Raw genomic sequence first — 18,048 nt, 5'->3', positions numbered from 1 at the left:
GTTATTTGAATACTTATGAAAGTAAGCTACGCGTAGCTTGTTTTTAAGTAGACTCAGCACTCTTACCATTCAGCATCTTTAGCACTTCCTGAATAATTTCGGATTGCTGTTGAGCATCTTCTGATTGTTGTTGTAATCTTTTTGCTGCTAAAGATAAATTGCGATCGCGCATTCGCGAAGCCATGCGATCTGCCAAAGTAGCTTTCTCTTGCAATGCCCTAACTGCAATCCATAAAGCATCTTCCAATTTATCAGATTGCTTTGTTAGCAGAGTTTTAGCACTAAAAGCATGGCCTACATGACACCGAAACCGTAACAGCTTCCCGTCCTCGATTTCCCATAAACTCCCACCACAATCGGGACAGGTAAAGGGTGATGGATTCCCTGGTATAGCGTCACTTTCTAATTCTTCTATATCAAAATTTGCCATCTCCGATTCTAATTCCATCTCCCTGGTTACAGGTTTTTCTGGTTCTTCTTCCTTGGGAGTGTTAGCTAGCTTGGCTAAGGTGGATGGGATTTCCGATAGTGGCAAAATATAGTCAATGCCATCGACATTAGCGATCGCATTGCTGGGCATTGCCGCATATAATGCATCATCAGGGCGCTGCACAATAGCTACACCATCGCGCATTTTTACCGCCATCAATCCTGCTGTTCCATCATCAAGTAAACCCGTGAGTAACACCGCCACGAGTCGCTGTCCATAAGCCCGTGCTGCGGTGCGAAATAATGGATCGATAGCTGGGCGTGAGCCATTTTCTTTTGGCCCCTGCCACAATTGCAAATATCCTGCTTTCACCAACAAATGGCGATCGGATGGCGCAACATAGATATGTCCTTTCTCAATTGCTTGCCCATCTTGTGCCAGAAATACTGGTAATCTACTACCACGATTGAGGATATCTGCCAGAACATTAGGGCTATGACTAGGTAAATGCAGCACTATAATGACAGATGCATTCAGATTCGGCGGCAAATATTTAACTAACTCAGTAAGTGCCTCAACTCCCCCAGCCGAAGTACCTACGACGATGATATCGCGTACAATAGTCTGCTTTTCGCTATCAGCCATTAATATCCTTGCTATTGCCAGCAGCAACTTCAGTTTTTATGCAATTTTTTGATTTTGGGCTAGATTAGCCTAGTAGTTAGGCTAAGGAATTTTTACACAAAAGATTTATATCTTTAGGCAGATTCTCGTCTTTAACTTATACTATCTTGAAAAAATAACGCGACAGATTGGTAGAGAACATCCACAATCTTTATGTCATTACTCGTTTACAATTTTCGTATAAATATATATTAAAAAAGTGGGTATTACCCACTTTTGAAAGTTATACAAATTTGAAAAAATGATAGCGATAGATAAACTTACACAAGCCAACCGCAGCAGTTAATTTTCAATCTAGAATCCAATACAGTTCAGTTAAGAAAATAAATTGACAACAAAACAATAATTTTGGAGGGGGTTTGGGGGACGCAACCGTCCCCCAATCGGGGGTTTGGGGGAGAATCCCCCAATTGTGCTAGCTTTTCCACAAGTGACAAATCAATCACTAATGAGCTTATCTGAACTGTGTTGATCTATAATCAAATTTTGGATTATCCTTTCACACACAAAACTTGTTTGAGTGTAGCGACAACTTCCACCAAATCAGCTTGATTTGCCATTACTTGGTCTATTGGCTTATAAGCACCAGGAATCTCATCTAATACGCCTTCATCTTTACGACATTCTATACCCTTAGTCTGCTCAATTAAATCATCAAGAGTATAGGCATTTTTTGCCTTATTTCTAGACATTAAACGCCCTGCGCCATGAGAACAAGAGCAGAAACTATGAGCATTACCTTTACCTTTAACAATGAAAGATTTAGCTCCCATTGAACCAGGAATTATGCCATAATCTTCAGTTTGCGCGCGGACAGCACCTTTACGAGTTACATAAACATCTTCGCCAAAATGTACTTCTTTTTCAGCGTAATTATGATGGCAATTTACTACTAATAAAGGTTTAGTTGCTTTACCACCTGCAAGATGTTTCTCAATAATCCGCTTAAATCGCGCCATCATTACATCACGATTGAAACGTGCATATTCCTGCGCCCATTGTAAATCGTTCCAGTAAGCTTCAAATTCTGGAGTACCAGCTACAAAATGCGCTAAATCTGGATCAGGCAAATTATTATCTGCAAGCTTCGCTAATTCTTTAGCTGTATTAATATGGCACTGCGCCAAATTATTGCCAATATTACGCGAACCAGAATGTAGCATCAACCAAACGTAATTCTCTGTATCGAGGCAAACCTCAATAAAATGGTTCAATTTGTTACTGATTGCTTGCTTTGCTTATTTAGTCTCCACAGTCTTAGTTCAATACTATTTCGACTTCTGCCTAGCACTTTCATTGAAGACTCAATTGGATGATTAGTAATGTACTTATCTTCTTCAGGTGTCCAAAATTTTCTATTTGTGACACACCTCATATTAGCAGGACGGCTCCAATTTAACACTTCATTAGCCTTGATGAGTTTTCTAGATAAAGCTAGACAACCATCATAGTACAAATGCTTTGCTAGTTTTTGAGCATCTTCTTTGTACACTACTATGTTGTAAATGCTATCTCTCGTATTTCTGTTAGAAGTCTTTACTTTGCCTGTAATTTGGCTAATTAATTCTATATACTCAACAACAATATGTGAGCTAGAAGTAACGAAAGATAGAAAAGGAAAGCCTTTGCAAGTTAGCCCTAGCGATCCATCTCCGTCTATTAGACCTCTAAAGTAATCTACTTTTGAGAAGCTACAACTAGGAGTTTTGATTAACTCCGATTTACATCCATTTGGTAAACCCCATAATTCAAGATAATCTCGAAATCGTTTATCATAAACTCTCCAAATAACTGATGTATGATTATTACTAAAATTAGTTTTTCGTACACGCTCAGTAATTGAAGAATTGAACGGTAAGAGGCTCTTGAATGCCCACAGTATATGTTCATCTTTCTTGTTGACCTCTATACTTAGACGACCTCGATCGCGAGTGTTATTGTACAGATGTCCATCAGTTTGGATGAAGCCAAATAAGTAAGCGTAATAGGGATTGTCAAGATTGATATCAGTGGGTTTCATTAAACCACAATATCATAGATGAAAGTTGCAATCGATCAAGGCATTTCTGCTTGATTCTATACCTTCCTATTCGGTATAGTTCGGAGCACACCTTCATCCTAAATTATTTAGGATGCTCAAGTCCCTCTGCTCTCTACGGGGCGTTTTACCGCTTCCCTCGGTATTAGCAATCTCAGCCTTCACCGATTTGGACGAGTTTTGATTACTGCATTACTACAGTAAGGGGCAATGTTTTACCCCCTCCCAGAGAACCCATTTGTTTCATTGCTTTGCTTTCCAGATTTTGCACACCACGATGCAAATCTTTAAAATCACTCCAGCGTTGCCAATTAGTAACAGATTTTTCAACTTCTTTATTTTCGTTGAATCCAGTAGGAATTGCTGCTTCAAGCTCTAGGCGAATTTTCTTGAGTTTACCTTCAAGTTTTTCAGCAGTAAATGGCAATTTCATCGCCGCCATTCCGCAACCAATATCCACACCCACAGCAGCAGGTATAATTGCTTCTTTAGTAGCAAGTACAGAACCGACTAAAGCACCTTTACCTAAATGCACATCTGGCATCAAAGCTACGTGCTTAAATACAAATGGCAGTGATGCTACATTCTTAGCCATTTTGGTTTCTTCGTTACCCAAAGCGTGATTAGCCCAAGATAATACAGGCGTTGGTGCGGAAATTTCTAATTTTTCGTAGGGCATAATTCTATTAATTTCCAGTTCTTGAGTGTAATTTAAAATTTAAGACAAAATTACGTATTTTTATCATTGTTCATAGTATTAATTTACATACAATATAGTTTTTGCTTAACTTCCACACAATGAGGAAGCTTTACCAGTTGTGGGAAGCTTGAATTAGCTATACTACAAATGTAGTAGTTGTATTCTGAAAATGTCAACTCCAGCATCAAAGCTGTTCTGAATCAGGAATTATCATCTGCGTTAGCATTGGCACAGCACCTAGCAGAGAAGCCGAAGGCATCGCTTCCCAATAACGGCAGATTTCTGAGAAATATATTAAAATTTGTAAATAATAGCACTGTGGTTTCCATCACCTATCCACGATTTGGCGCAATTCTATGGCGGTTCCTCAACATAAAATCTGGGAACGTTTGATATCCCCTGTAGTCAGCTTTTTAATTGATGAAGAGGGATTAGAGCGGTATGCTTTGAGTATTGACTGGAAAAAACAGAGCGATCGCTTCCATAGAGACGATGTAATTTTACCCTCTTACTACAGTAGCTATAAATTTCGTGGCATTGAGGGTGGTTATCTCCACCCCAAGGTAGTAGTTTCCTACGATCCAATTCTGCAATATCTGCTGCCACCAAATGAAACCCTTGTCCGCCAAGCTGTGATTGATGCAATTCAAGTCCAGCCACGACGCATACTAGATTTGGGTTGTGGTACAGGTTCAACTACCTTGATGTTAAAACAGGCTTTCCCCCAAGCCCAAGTCATCGGCTTAGATTTGTCTGCTTATATGTTGGTAATGGCAGAACATAAAGCTACAAGTGCTGGTTTAGACATACTGTGGCGACATGGTAATGCTGAAAAAACCGCCTTTCCTGATGCTTCTTTTGACTTAGTGACAGCTTCTTTATTATTTCGCGAAATCCCCACCACCGTATCCCAAACCATTTTGCGCGAATGCTTCCGATTGCTGGTAGTTGGTGGGCAAGTATTAATTTTAGATAGTAATCAAAAGGCCCTGCGTCAGTTAGAATGGCTCAAAGAAGTGTTTGAAGAGCTTTATCTGCGGGACTATGCTGCTTTCAATCTCCATGAGAGCATGAATCAAGCAGGATTTTTGGCTTTATCAAGCAAAGATGTTTGGTGGATGCATCAAGTAACTAGTGGCGTAAAACCCATATCAAAAGTTGATGTAACTAAATACAACACAGTAAAGCAGACCGTATCAAAATCAACAGATGGCAAAATCGATAATAATGATTTAGAGGATCTTGGCTCCCCAGTTTTTGGCATAAAGGCATGAGTTTAAAGGCGATTTTATTTGATTTTAATGGTGTCATCATTAAAGATGAACAAATCCACCTGCGCTTGATCGATGAGATTCTGATTCAAGAAAATTTGCAACCGCAACGGGATAGCGAACGTCAAGCATCTTTAGGACGCAGTGACCGCGCTTGTTTTCAAGAATTGTTGTACAATCGCGGTCGTGTCCTCAGTGAAGAATATCTAACTCAGTTACTCCAGCAAAAAGCGCAGATGTATGTCCAAGAACTAGAGCAGCTGGAAAAACTGCCTTTATACTCAGGTGTAGACGACTTAATATTTCAAGCGCGCTCCCATAATCTCAAACTAGGGCTAGTTAGTGGTGCAATTCGCCAAGAAATAGATATAGTACTGCAACGCGCGCAATTAACTGAATATTTTCCCGTCATAGTCGCGGGTGACGATATCACCACCAGTAAACCAGAACCGGATGGTTATTTGTTGGCAGTAACACGTCTCAACCAAAAATATCCCGACTTGAATCTACAAACAACAGAATGTTTAGCAATTGAAGATACCCCAGCTGGTATCCAAGCCGCCAAAAGAGCGCAAATGCAAGTAGTTGGTGTAGCTAATACTTACCCCTTCCATATGCTTCAGCGCTGTTGTAACTGGACTGTAGATTATTTGACTGATTTGGAACTAGAACGAGTGCAAGAAGTGTTTTCCCAGAAAGAGTTACAACCAACCGCAGATAAATGGTAAGATAGGAAATAGTGAATATGCATAATTTGAAGATTATTCCTCAGATTTCGCTATCTACAATCTTAGATAAGGGGAATTAGCTCAGTTGGTAGAGCGCTGCGATCGCACCGCAGAGGTCAGGGATTCGAGTTCCCTATTCTCCATTCATTTCAAATCTATATGCTGCAAATCTTTCAAGGCTTCGCACTGCGAGTAATTAGCTACCTCTATTGCCAATAAATTATAGCTGAAAATGTGGCAAATCTGGATAACCCTAGATAATTAACAGTGTTTTGCTTACCCTTTCAAATAACTGGGATTCCATTGCAACCAGTAGGTTTCTAAGGATCTGGCGATTACATCTGCTAATTTACCAAATAAGGCGTATAGCAAAATGCTTAATACTACAACATCTGTTTGCATAAATTCTCTGGCGTTCATTGCCATATAACCAATCCCAGAATCAGCAGCGATGGTTTCAGCAACAATCAGTGTCAACCACATGATACCTAAAGAAAAACGCACACCTACCAAAATAGAAGATAATGCGCCGGGGAGAATAATTCGCCAAAATAAACCCCAAGTATTTAAACCATAAACTTTTCCCATTTCAATTAATCCAGAATCTACGCTCCGGATACCATGAAATGTATTTAAATAAATTGGGAACATTACACCTAAAGATACAAGAAATAATCTAGCTTCATCCCCAATTCCAAACCATAAAATTACTAGGGGTATTAATGCTAGGTTGGGAATATTACGTAACATTTGAATAGAAGTATCTAACAATTTCTCGGCAATCGGAGAAATCCCATTTACTAAACCTAAAATAAAGCCAATACTGCCACCTACCAAAAACCCAGAAATTGCTCTAGCAGCACTAATACCAATATTTCTAAATAGTTCACCAGTTTGAGCTAAATGAATAGCAGCGCCCAGCACACTTAAAGGCGCAGGTAAAATTCTTGTAGGGATTATGCCTATAGATGATAATAATTGCCAGACAACAATAATGGATAGGGGTACTAGCCAAGGAATGAAAGATTGAATTTGGCGATTTTTGAGAAATTGATATTTTGATTTTTGCTTTTTCATTGTTTGCCTTGATGGAAAGCTATTAGGAGAAGATGAGATAGTTTTCATGATGTATTATTACTTGATAGCAGCGTATGTGGACATAGTTAGACAAGGGACTAATGACAAATAACAAGCTTGATTAATTTTTCCAAGCAGCTATGACAGTAATAGGAAGTTCTTCTGTAAATCTTCCAGAAGGCTCTATTTGTAGCAGAGATTCTCTCAGGTCTGCTTCAAATTTTTTTCTATTTTCCGCATTACCAAAGAAAGAAGGTAAACAAAAAGCTGTGGAATATAAATAGCCAATGTATGAGTCAATTGTCCAAGATTTTTCATATTTAACTTCATAGTTGGCTTGGCGATTAAATGATGATTTCTCTATAATTTCTTCGTGGGGAACTGCTAAAGGTTGCCATTCTCCTTGACCACCTTGACCTGTGCGGCGTTTTTCACCTAACCAACGCTGTACAACCGAAATGGCAGTTTGTTTCCACGGATGTTCGCTATTCCAGGGGTCTTCATAAGTTTTGATAATCGCCAGACCACCATTATGAGAAAGTAAATTGTAGATATGTTCTATAACTAATTCTCGTTGCATCCAGTGAAAAGCTCTACCAATTGTCACTAGTTGAAATTTACCAACAGCAAGAGAAATATTTTCTGCTCTATCTTTTACCCAACTTATATTTGTTGCGCCTACTTCTGCTGCTTGGCGTTGCGCTTCTAAAAGCATATCAGCATCGGGATCTAAACCGATAACTTCTTTGAATTTATCGCGTAAAGGAATAGCAATTAACCCTGCGCCACAGCCCAAATCTAATAATCTTCCTTGCCCATCTAACTGAAATTTCTCGGTGAGCAAATCAAATAACACAGGTGGATACTGTGGTCGATAACGAGCATAGTACCAAGCTGCACCTTCAAATAAAGTTGGGTCATAAGCAGGAATTGTTGTCATATATTTAATGTTAAATTAATGTCAAAATTTAAATTCAAAAATATGCTTTTTAGATGAGTGATTAACTGCAATAAGCTTAAAAATGATATTGATTAAATCAAAACTATTGCAGTTATCCACTCACAACCTCAATGACTAAAACGGACGGCTTCCAGCTAAACTTACACGTTTTAATACCCGTCTTTCGCTGGGGTCAAATGGTGTTCTGTGGTGCAAAGTAGCTTGGTTATCCCAGTAAACAATGTCACCCACAGACCATTTATGTTGATAATAAAACTGTGGGTGATTAAGATGTTGACGTAATTGAGAAATTAATTCTGCTCCCTCTTGAGGTTCTAAACCAACAACCTCTACTTCTGTAGCGTAATCGAGGTATAGAATTTTTTTGCCACTTTCTGGATGTGTGCGTACTAGAGGATGGGGATAGACAGGGCTAATTAATGGGATACTCTTATCCAAACGATAGTTGGAACGAGGTGCATTGCGATCGCGCAAAAATGGATTGTAAGTAATCAGCTGTAAGTCTGCTATCCGCTTCTTCGTAAACTCATCTAACGTCTCATAGGCCAAATTTAAATTTAGCCAAGAAGTCTCACCACCTTGAGAAGGAACTTCTAACGCATAGAGTAGAGAACCGCTAGAGGGATAGGGAGTCCAATGGTGATCTGCATGAAAAGCTAATTCACCCGTACCTGTATAACCACCATCGACATTAGAAACAGGAATAATCACTGGTGTAGCGCCTGTTTCCGAAGCCAACACAGGGATATCCTGCGGTGGTATAAATAGAGAGCCAAAGTAGAATGCAAAATTTAAAAACTGCTCATCAGTCAGCTGTTGATTTTTGAAGATGAGAATATGGCGATCGCGCAATGCTTGCTTTAGTTGCAAAATAATTTCCGGCGCAATAGCTTGACTCGCATCTAATCCTATAACTACAGCACCCAAAGGTGCATCTAATGGCGTGATTTTAACTTCTGTTAACGTTAGCGTGGGCATAGTATTCTTGACTTTTGACAATAGGTAATTGGTAATGGGTAATTGGTGTTTGGTATTTGTGAGAGGGAATAGGGCAGAATTTTGAATTGTTTTTCTCCCTCATCTCCCTCATCTCCCTTATCTACTTACTGCTTCGCCAAAACATCTTGAGGCGTAATTTTGGCATACTCTTCAGGTGTCAAAAATCCCTCTTTGACATCTACTTTTTTAGGTATCAATCCCAACGCATACCATTTGTCAGCCACTTCTTGTTGCTTAGTAATGATTTTCTCCGTGATTGGTACTAACGAGAAATCATATTTACTATGCATTGCTTCTAATGTTGGTACATCCAGTTGTGTCACTGGTGCAAGTAATTCTGCAATTTCTTTTTGATTTTGTTTAGACCAAATTTGAGCTTTTTGTAGTTCATCCAAAAAGGCTTTGATTACTTCTGGATTTTCTTGATAAAATTTGCGGGTTGTGGAGTAGAAATTGTTAGTGTCTCGCAAACCGTTACCGCCATCTATCAGCACGCGACCAACTTTGTTTTGCACATTTCTCGTAACAAATGGTTCCCAAATAAACCAAGCATCTATCTTACCTTGGTTAAATGCCACATTAGCATCTGGAGGTGGTAAAAAAACTGACTGGACATCAGATAGCTTTAGTCCTTCTTTCTCTAAGGCTCTAACTAATAGGTAATGACCAATAGATGCTTTCTGAAAGCCAACTTTTTTTCCTTTTAAATCTTTAACGCTTTTAATATTAGATTTGCTAGGAACTAAAAGCGAAATTGCTTGACCATCAGAGGAATTAGCAGCTAAATAAACTAAAGGTGTTCCCGCAGCTTGGGCAAAAACTGGGGGTGATTCTGCGGTAGAAGCAATATCTAAACCATTGGCATTTAATGCTTCTAATTGTTGTGGGCCTGCTGCAAATTCAGGCCATTCTAACTTGTATCCTAAGTCTGCTAATCTTTTTTCGAGTTTACCTTGTTTTTCAAGCACAGCTAGGGCAGTTAGTTGTTTAGAACGGACAATTCTAATAACTTTCTGGCTGCTAGAGTTACTGGCGGTATTTGTGGTGTTAGCTGTAGTAGCTGTATTCGATGAAGCTGAATCACCTTGTTTTTGAGAAGTTTTATCTGGTTTGCTGCAACTAAATAGCGTTGTAGATAAAGCTAAACTATAACCTAAAGCAAATAACGCTGAACGACGAGTAATATGACCGCGTTTCCAAGATTCAAATTTATGCTTCAGACTTTGCATTAATTGGCTTTCCTCCGCCTTAAAAATCGTGAAAAATCTATCAATTTGCTAAATTCATAACCTACTAACTTAAGGACTTCGGTTATATATATTTTTTTTGCTATTGAGTGGAAATGTCATGGGATGTTGTTAAGTATGGGTGCAGCGTAGTAAATCTTAGAACATCTAAAAAAATATAATTATAGTTTATTCGTAATCTTTAAATTGAGTAATTAAGGTGGAGTTACCCACCTTAAGATAGATTCATGAGAGGGTTACTGTGATGGAAAATTGTATTATTAAGATGGATGCTCTATTAAAACTTTTCGCCCATTGAATTTGTTGAATTAAACGACTATTTTGCAAAGTTTAAAGAACCAACAATGAGTAATTATCAATTACAAATTTGAACGCTGATTTTAGGTAAGAGAAGTACTGTGTGATGTCCGCGAGAATAGAGATTTACACAACACTTCTCTGGCGGAGGCAAAATATTTAATAAGCTTGCTTCAATATGGTTGTACTGATAATTAGAAATAGAAATGTACGTAGTCCTATCCATACCGAAAGAGTAGGTAGTGGATTCCATTTAACTATTTACTACGAAAAACATCAGGTACATTTTATTGAAAGCAATCAAAAATTGTTATCCCACCCACGAAGATAGTCTGAGAATATGGATGGCAATGATGTTTTGTTCGGTTACAGACTGATCATTAAAGCTGCAAATACCTGGGAATAGGAGAAACAGTTTTCCGATTTTTGCACAGATATGGAATTTATCACTGATGAAGCGGAAATGTCTTACACTGTTACAGATGAAAAGGTAAATGAGTCTGCTGCTAATCCTGGTTCGCGCTCCGGCTGACCCATCACTCGTTGTAATATCTTCTCTACTGTCTGAGCTAGTGCTACATCTCCTCTGACTCGTGGGCGTGGCAAATTAATCTCTAAATCCAAACCAATCTGACCGTCTTCAATGAGTAAAACTCTATCTGCTAGTACAACAGCTTCTTCCACATCGTGAGTAATTAGTAATGCAGTAAATCCTTGTTCTTGCCATAATTTCTCTAGTAATTGCTGCATTTCAATACGTGTGAGTGCATCCAATGCACCTAGAGGCTCATCTAGCAGCAATAAAGCTGGGCTACTTGCTAAGGCTCTAGCTAACGCTACTCTTTGGCGTTGTCCTCCAGATAAGACGGATGGCCATTCATGGGCTCTATCTTCTAATCCTACAGCGCGCAATACTTGCAAAGCTGTTTGCTTTGCTAACACTTTTGAGTTAGTACCTAATAAACCTAATTCCACATTTGATAGTACTCTCTGCCAAGGTAGTAACCGCGCATCCTGAAACATCATCCGAATCTCTGGGTTAATCCGATGGTGGAAATGTTGATCGTTTAAAAATACACCGCCTCCACTGGGTGCATCCAGCCCAGCAATCAGCCGTAACATCGTACTTTTACCACAACCACTGCGCCCAACTATAGCTACAAATTCCCCAGGCTCAATATCTAAATCAATATTCTGCAAAACTGTCTTGTCTCCAAAGGACTTGGTTAATCCTTGTAGTTTTAAATGCATCCCTCGTACTAGATATGTCATTCTACAAATCTCCTGTTTTTCCTCTCATATCAGTCAACTTACTAACTGTTTCTAGATGGCTAGAGAAGCCTATTAGTCAGAAAAAATACCAGCAAAATAAACTTATATGGTCTACAGTGACTCTATTTCTCATCTGATTGATGCGGTATGAAGACCAATTACCTCAGCTAATATCTGAAAAGAATGTCATTAACTACGATTACAACAAGATTTTTTTGAGTGACACTGCTTTTCCTCCTTTAAACTTCGGTAATCTCACAACCTTCTTAGAAGACACTTACACCAGTAATTTGCCTAATTTTTGATCATTGCTTGATAGCAAACTACGGTATTTTGGTCAGATTTTAGTAGTATGTTTATAGTAGTCTCACATAGGTGGGGCGAAAAGGCAAGTAGCTTTTAACAAAAAAACTTACAAACTGTGTTGACAACTACATACTTGAGAGACTATCAACAAATAAATTATTCCTTCCCAGAAGAGACAGAGACAGAAACATAAAAATTAAACCCCACTTTCTCGTTGTTGAAAGTAGGGTTAATGCTGAAAATAAATTTAATAGATAAAACTAGGTATCCTACGAAAAATTATCGTAGTTCAAAACCCAAATTTTGCAAAACTTCCCGCAGGCGATCGCGTCCGGATAAAGACTGAGCAAAAGCCACGCGTTTAGCGGAATGTTCTGTCCAATCACCGGGGACATTCATCTTCTGAGACTGATAAAAAGCTTCCATCGCTTGGTTATAAGCAGCAATATCTTCTTCTTTGTCTGCTAGTTTGTAAGTTTCGCGATGCAATACAGTTGTTTGAGGTAAACGTGGTTTAATTGCTGTTTCCACGGCGCTATCAGCATATCCAACACACAAGCCAAAAACAGCAAACACTTGTTTGGGTAGCTCTAAAACCTGCGCCACTTCTTCTGGTTTGTTACGTAACGCACCAATATATACTGTTCCTAATCCTAAGGACTCTGCAGCTACTACAGCATTTTGCGCTGCTAAAGCTGCATCAATCGCCGCCATCAAAAAAATCTCAAGATAATCTAAACCCTCATGAGGTAATCCCCGACTTTCCGCAATCTGCGCTAGCCTTGCTAAATCTGCTAACCACACCAAAAATAATGGAGCCTGGCGAATATGGGCTTGATTATTAGCGAGTTGAGATAGTTTTCCTTTACGGCTGGGATCTTCTACCGCTACTACACTCCATGTTTGGAGATTTGAGGATGTAGCTGCTGACTGCGCCGCAGCTACTAAAGTTTCTAAGGTTCCTGTAGGTAAAGCATCGCTTAAGTAAGCCCGAATTGAACGGTGAGATAACAGAGAAGAGATGAAGTCATTGACAGGTAGCTCTGCATTAACTGGGCTATTGCCGTAACGATGATTAAGCAACTCGGTAAAATTAGGCATAAGTTACTAGTCAAACCAGAAGTGTTTACTATTGATGAGCGATCGCTATTAGGAAGCAGTCCCAATGAAAAAAATTTCATCACCAACCATGAAAGTCGAGGCGGGGATGTTTACTCAGCACTTTTAAGCTAGAAGAGGGGATCAGGCGTAGGGAGCGCTTTGCATTCACCTTTTGAAATCATATCCAGCATCTCAGGGTTAAAACAGGCATTTTTTCCTATCAACTTCAGCTGCAAATGTACGGAATTTTTTTAATAATCAAATAGGATGTCTGTAGTTTTTTCCTACAGTGATTTTCTCTCCTTCATAAGCAAGAGCCTGATCGCCTGCTTTGGCAAATGTTTGAGCAAGTTCAATCAGGTTTTGTCGTTCTCGCTCATCAGTAATTCCATTTGGCGGAGGCATCCGTTTTTCTTGGATTTGGCGCACTGTTTCATGTCGCAAAGTCAGCGCCTGATTAGGGTAATTTAAGATTAATAAGGGATTTTGCTTACTACTGTTGTCAGGACTATGACAAGTAAGACAAGAATGCTCTCGCAACTTAGCCTCAAATGCTCGATAAGCAGCATCAACCTTCACAACGTATGGGTTGGATGTAGAAAATAAACGGGTATAGAGTGTTACATGAGGTTGCTGTTTGCCATTGGTATCTGTCCAAATCCACTTACCGTCCCATGCATGATCTACCGTTGGTCGTTCTGGATCAACAACAGCTGAACGCAATGCCCCTTTGAGTTGTTTATCTTGCAGAAAGAAAAGTAACTCAGTAGTTTTTTGGTAGGAACTCCACTTTTTTGATGAGTGCCAAAATGGATAAGGAAAATCTCCTATATCTAATTGATTGCGGAACTGAGTAGGCACGTGTATAACAATTAAGTTGTTAACCTGTTCAACTAATGGTTCACCACGAAACATAAATGTAGACAGGTAAGTACGTCGCCATACCAAGGGATCAAATTGAGTGGTTTGATTGTTTTTAAGATTGTAATTTCCAGCTTGACTTTGAGCGCCCCACAAAAATGGCACATTCATAGTATCGCGGAGGATGGTTAACTGAGCTAATTTGTCCGCGCATGAGTTGAAAGCTGCTAAATTTTGCGGATCGTTAACAACAGGACAAGCCGCAATCAGTTCTTGGCCCAGTTTCTCCCCTAATTCTATATCAGTTGATAAAGCTGGGGCTTGCAGTTTATAGATAAAAAGTGCGATCGCCAAGACAATACCCAACAATACAAACCGCGATCGCAGGTAAAGTTTCCGAAGCTTAAACATGATGAGATTCTTCGGCTAAATATTCTCAATATTTCAGAGTAAGTAGAGGTGAAGATAGGAAGACAAGAGAAAAAATACGCCCCTACTCCCTCATCTTTCTATCATTCACCTTTAACCTTTATCCCTTTCCCTTTTCCCCAGTTCCTCACTCACATTTGCAGTTGCGAAATTTTAAATCGTGACTTTTGTACCGTCAAATTTGGTGAATGTGAAACCTTCAAAGATTTCGCGGAATGTTAACTTCTCATCTTTGAGAATACCAATTGCGATCGCTTCCCCTAGTGCCAATGATGCAGCCGCATCGGTACGCCAGTGAATCCCAGCACTATCACGACCTAAGCCAATATTCGCCGCTAGCTTGTTCAATTCTCCACCTACAGTTAAAGGCGGGCCTTGATAGGGAATCAGCTTGGTAGGATCTTTGGGATCGGGTATCACTGGATTCGGAATCACATAATTCTCATCAAATAGGGCTTTGAGAATTGTTACACTAGCACCAGCAGATACCGAAGCACCTCCTGGATAAGAAGAGTGGAACGGTGCGCCTTCGGGAAAAGCTTGCGGTAGCAAATAGGATTTGTATTTGCTATAGATGCGATCGAGGGCTTCTGATTTAAATACTTCTTGGTGAATTGGATAGTTCGTTTTATTCACCTTATTGTTATGAACTAACCCACCATAAGCCTCTGCTCTCAGACGACGGTGAACATAGTACTTCTGCCAGTAAGCGGCTCTAATTGCGTGTGGGCTAACCCAACCGATGAGAGATTGTGCATATCCTGGGCCAAATGTTCCCGAACCACCTACTTGGGTTTTTGACTTGTTATAAGGATTGCCAGAATTGTAAGGTGAACCCACACCACCACCTAGAGGATTATCACTGCTTGGTTTAGCGACAAGAATTAAGGCCGCATTTGTATAAACTGGTGGTGGTGTATGAGCAATCTCTGATTGATCACGCCCATTGATAAAGTAGCGGCGAGTAGAGTCAAATTTAATTGTGCGACCAGGATCGCCACCATTTTGTACTAGCAACCATTCATCATAATTGGTTTGGAAAGTATTTTCGGGAATAGCTGCGGGTACACGATTAAGTTGAGCATAACTATGTGTTCCCGCAGGTATGGGTCTTAGTAAAAATTGGGAGACATAAGGGCCGACTTCTACACCTGGTAAAGTGTGGTAAGTCGTTTTACCAGAACCATCAGCGTAAATTGCTGTACCTCTAAATAGAAGTTCTGGTGTTACCTTGCCATTCTGTTTTGGCCCTTTGAATGCTGATAACCGATTCAAATCTTGAACAGCTGCCAGAATCAGTGGGTTAGTTGTGTCATTGCGGAACTCGCTAAAAGGTACATCCTGCAAGAGTTGTTGCCAAGCAATTTCCAGAAATTCCGCCGCTTGCTCTGCACTGTCGAGGGTTGGTGGTACTGGAATCGCCAATTGGCAGGTGTTTACCCCACTCAAACTAATTGCTAATGGTGTGAGTGGTTGTACCAGCTTCCGTTTACCACCCAAGATAATTTTTTCGTATTCGTTGGGATCGCCAGAGTTTAAGGCATTAATAAAAGATTGATAGGCCTTTAGATCCACTTCACCCAATTGATTATGGGGTAATCCCCTTGTATCTGTAGCAATTTTGTTAGCGTATTTCTCTTCATCTCCATTCGTTGGATGAGGAGGAATAGGAATTTCTCGATTATTCTTTGCTGCTGTTGTCCGAACTTGAAAAGCTTTCTCTCGTAAGTTGTTATGGTCAGACTTTGCTTTAGGTTCCGCAGCCTGAACAATGTTGTCTCCCTTTTTCGAGGTAATAGATGAACCTAAAACTCCAGCCACTACACTAGAAGTTGTAAACAAGCCGACGCGACCAAGAAAAGAGCGTCTACTAGCACCACCAAACAAAAAGCGTCCGGTGCGCTTCACTTTTGGTGTTTCACTAGGAATTAAAGCATCCTGTTCAGAACTCTCGTGAGAATAGGGATCTACTGGCATAAGATGTCTCCACTGATAAAAAAATCGTCGAGATAATTACTAATTCGTAATTCGTAATTCGTAATTCGTAATTGAAAAACTTTTGTGAGCCTTGACTCAACTGATTGCCATAACAATGTACTAGGATTTTTTAACCATCATGTAGGCACTTAATGCTGTTGTGAAAAGTGCGATGCCTGCGGCAACCTAACGGAACGCATGACTGTCTATAGTATGTTGTTAGGACTAATGCATAGTCCCGAATCTAGAGCGACAAATAGTATGCTTTCTTAGCTCAACATTAATTACTTAAAATCTATCGATTTACCGTATTTATCTTAATTCAGACTTTCTCATAAACAACGGTAGAAATCAAGTATTTTACACATCAATTTCTCAAGTTCAACATAAAAAGATAGATCCCCGACTTTTTGTAAAAAGTCGGGGATCTGAGCAGCACAAAATGTCACCAATTAAATAGGATTGCTATATATTAGCCATACCTATAGCTTTGGTGAAAAGGCTGCATATTGTTCTGGTGAAAGCATTGCTTCCTTCACATCAATTTGTTTAGGAATCAATTTCAATTCATAGAATTTATCAGCAACTTTCTGCTGTATGGCAATTAAATTGCTATCAATAGGCACAACACCGAATTTCTTCCGTTGTGTAGCTTTTTGCATTGTTTCTAAATCAATGCCTAACACAGGTGATAGTGTAGCTGCTACTTCATCCCGATGTTTATCTGACCAGTCTTCAAGAGTTTTAATTTCCTCTAAAATTGACTTAATGATTTCGGGGTTTTCGGTAGCAAATTTGCGACTAGCTAGGTAATATCCTCCTTGCTTGTTCACTTCTGTGCCATCAATCAAAACACGAGCATTAATTGCTTTCTCTGCTGCAGCATAAAATGGGTCCCAAATTACCCAAGCGTCTAAACTTCCTTTAACTAATGCTGCTCTTGCATCAGCAGGTGGTAGATATATTGGTTGAATATCACTGTATTTCAAGCCAAATTTTTCTAAAACTTGCAACAACATATAATGCGCGCTGGAACCTTTTTGAAAAGCAATTTTTTTGCCCTTCAAGTCAGTGACAGTTTTAATCGGAGAATCTGGCGGAACCAGAATAGCTTGACCAGCAGGGCTAGGCGCAATTCCCGCAATGTATGTTAATGATGCACCCGCAGCTTGGGCAAAGATTGGTGGTGATTCTCCGGTATGACCAAAATCAATACTACCAACATTCATTGCTTCTAAAAGCTGTGGCCCAGCAGGAAATTCTATCCACTGTACAGAAACACCTTGAGGTTGTAACCGCTTTTCTAAAACGCCTTTACTTTTGAGAAGAATTGCTGATTTTTGATAGCCAAACTTGACTACAGATGTTTTAGGTTGATTAGAATTATTAGCAGAAGTAGTATTATTGCTGCCATTATTAGCTGTGCAAGATGAAAATAAAAGGCTGAGACATAAGCTAGCAATAAAAGCCCCAGCCACCGGAAGACGCACAAGGGAAAAGATACTATTTTGACGCGCAAATTGAGTGAATCGGAATATCTTCAATCCGGCGAACAAACGCTGAAAAATCGAACTCATCATCAGAATTTACCTATCTGAGATCCTTGATTATACATTAAGTTAATCAAGTTACCGTAGTTTATGGAGATAAAACTGCGATCGCACATTGAA

The 18,048-nt window shown here is 39.6% G+C and carries 14 protein-coding genes, 1 tRNA gene and 2 pseudogenes; 4 read left to right on the top strand and 13 right to left on the bottom strand.

Annotated elements, in window-relative coordinates; all coding sequences use genetic code 11:
• Positions 1 to 43: 43 nt before the first annotated feature.
• From AACU25_RS00940 to AACU25_RS00925, 4 genes and pseudogenes are all read right to left on the bottom strand, one after another.
• Positions 44 to 1,075: a chemotaxis protein CheB gene (locus AACU25_RS00940; protein WP_096573494.1), complete on the bottom strand. Its 1,032-nt coding sequence runs from the start codon at positions 1,073 to 1,075 to the stop codon at positions 44 to 46.
• Between the two features lie 530 nt (positions 1,076 to 1,605).
• Positions 1,606 to 2,325: pseudogene (locus tag AACU25_RS00935) on the bottom strand (RtcB family protein); the annotation flags it as partial.
• Positions 2,325 to 3,134, bottom strand: a complete 810-nt coding sequence (locus tag AACU25_RS00930; RefSeq protein ID WP_096573493.1) for an LAGLIDADG family homing endonuclease — start codon at positions 3,132 to 3,134, stop codon at positions 2,325 to 2,327. The pseudogene AACU25_RS00935 and the gene AACU25_RS00930, both read right to left, overlap by 1 nt.
• A 235-nt stretch (positions 3,135 to 3,369) precedes the next feature.
• Positions 3,370 to 3,831 (bottom strand): annotated as a pseudogene (locus AACU25_RS00925) (RtcB family protein); the annotation flags it as partial.
• Between the two features lie 377 nt (positions 3,832 to 4,208).
• Between AACU25_RS00925 and AACU25_RS00920 the strand changes: the two are divergent.
• The 3 genes from AACU25_RS00920 (at position 4,209) to AACU25_RS00910 (ending at position 5,994) form a co-directional block, all read left to right on the top strand.
• A complete protein-coding gene (locus AACU25_RS00920) occupies positions 4,209 to 5,126 on the top strand; it encodes a class I SAM-dependent methyltransferase (protein ID WP_096573492.1) in 918 nt (305 codons plus the stop codon).
• Positions 5,123 to 5,851 carry an HAD family hydrolase gene (locus tag AACU25_RS00915; protein ID WP_096573491.1) on the top strand — a complete coding sequence of 243 codons (729 nt, stop codon included), beginning with the start codon at positions 5,123 to 5,125 and terminating at the stop codon, positions 5,849 to 5,851. The genes AACU25_RS00920 and AACU25_RS00915 overlap by 4 nt, the downstream gene beginning before the upstream one ends.
• A 70-nt stretch (positions 5,852 to 5,921) precedes the next feature.
• Positions 5,922 to 5,994: transfer RNA gene (locus AACU25_RS00910), tRNA-Ala, on the top strand.
• Positions 5,995 to 6,127: 133 nt separating this feature from the next.
• Here AACU25_RS00910 and ssuC read toward each other — a convergent pair.
• The 6 genes from ssuC to AACU25_RS00880 form a co-directional block, all read right to left on the bottom strand.
• Positions 6,128 to 6,928, bottom strand: coding sequence for an aliphatic sulfonate ABC transporter permease SsuC (gene ssuC / locus AACU25_RS00905; protein ID WP_096573490.1), 801 nt, complete (start codon positions 6,926 to 6,928; stop codon positions 6,128 to 6,130).
• Between the two features lie 121 nt (positions 6,929 to 7,049).
• Positions 7,050 to 7,868, bottom strand: coding sequence for a class I SAM-dependent methyltransferase (locus tag AACU25_RS00900; RefSeq protein WP_096573489.1), 819 nt, complete (start codon positions 7,866 to 7,868; stop codon positions 7,050 to 7,052).
• Positions 7,869 to 8,003: 135 nt separating this feature from the next.
• A complete protein-coding gene (locus tag AACU25_RS00895; RefSeq protein WP_096573488.1) occupies positions 8,004 to 8,867 on the bottom strand; it encodes a TauD/TfdA dioxygenase family protein in 864 nt (287 codons plus the stop codon).
• Between the two features lie 125 nt (positions 8,868 to 8,992).
• Positions 8,993 to 10,117 carry an aliphatic sulfonate ABC transporter substrate-binding protein gene (locus AACU25_RS00890; RefSeq protein WP_096573487.1) on the bottom strand — a complete coding sequence of 375 codons (1,125 nt, stop codon included), beginning with the start codon at positions 10,115 to 10,117 and terminating at the stop codon, positions 8,993 to 8,995.
• 783 nt (positions 10,118 to 10,900) lie between these two features.
• Entirely contained in the window at positions 10,901 to 11,704 is an 804-nt protein-coding gene (locus AACU25_RS00885) for an ATP-binding cassette domain-containing protein (protein WP_096573486.1), read from the bottom strand.
• Positions 11,705 to 12,289: 585 nt separating this feature from the next.
• Complete coding sequence (locus AACU25_RS00880) at positions 12,290 to 13,111, bottom strand: NADPH-dependent oxidoreductase (protein WP_096573485.1); 822 nt, start codon at positions 13,109 to 13,111, stop codon at positions 12,290 to 12,292.
• Between AACU25_RS00880 and AACU25_RS00875 the strand changes: the two genes are divergently transcribed.
• Positions 13,082 to 13,243, top strand: a complete 162-nt coding sequence (locus tag AACU25_RS00875) for a hypothetical protein (protein WP_190445682.1) — start codon at positions 13,082 to 13,084, stop codon at positions 13,241 to 13,243. The two genes, AACU25_RS00880 and AACU25_RS00875, sit on opposite strands and share 30 nt — an antisense overlap.
• 126 nt (positions 13,244 to 13,369) lie before the next feature.
• Here AACU25_RS00875 and AACU25_RS00870 read toward each other — a convergent pair whose 3' ends face one another.
• From AACU25_RS00870 to AACU25_RS00860, 3 genes are all read right to left on the bottom strand, one after another.
• Positions 13,370 to 14,383, bottom strand: a complete 1,014-nt coding sequence (locus AACU25_RS00870) for a hypothetical protein (RefSeq protein WP_096573484.1) — start codon at positions 14,381 to 14,383, stop codon at positions 13,370 to 13,372.
• Positions 14,384 to 14,554: 171 nt separating this feature from the next.
• Complete coding sequence (locus AACU25_RS00865) at positions 14,555 to 16,378, bottom strand: vanadium-dependent haloperoxidase (RefSeq protein WP_096573483.1); 1,824 nt, start codon at positions 16,376 to 16,378, stop codon at positions 14,555 to 14,557.
• A gap of 482 nt (positions 16,379 to 16,860) precedes the next feature.
• Entirely contained in the window at positions 16,861 to 17,958 is a 1,098-nt protein-coding gene (locus AACU25_RS00860; protein ID WP_096573482.1) for a sulfonate ABC transporter substrate-binding protein, read from the bottom strand.
• Positions 17,959 to 18,048: the final 90 nt, after the last annotated feature.

It is taken from the genome of Tolypothrix tenuis PCC 7101 (assembly GCF_963874875.1).
Classification (GTDB): Bacteria; Cyanobacteriota; Cyanobacteriia; order Cyanobacteriales; family Nostocaceae; genus Aulosira; species Aulosira tenue.
The sequence above is the reverse complement of the archived record's forward strand: the minus strand, read 5'-3'. Positions and strand labels throughout refer to the sequence as shown.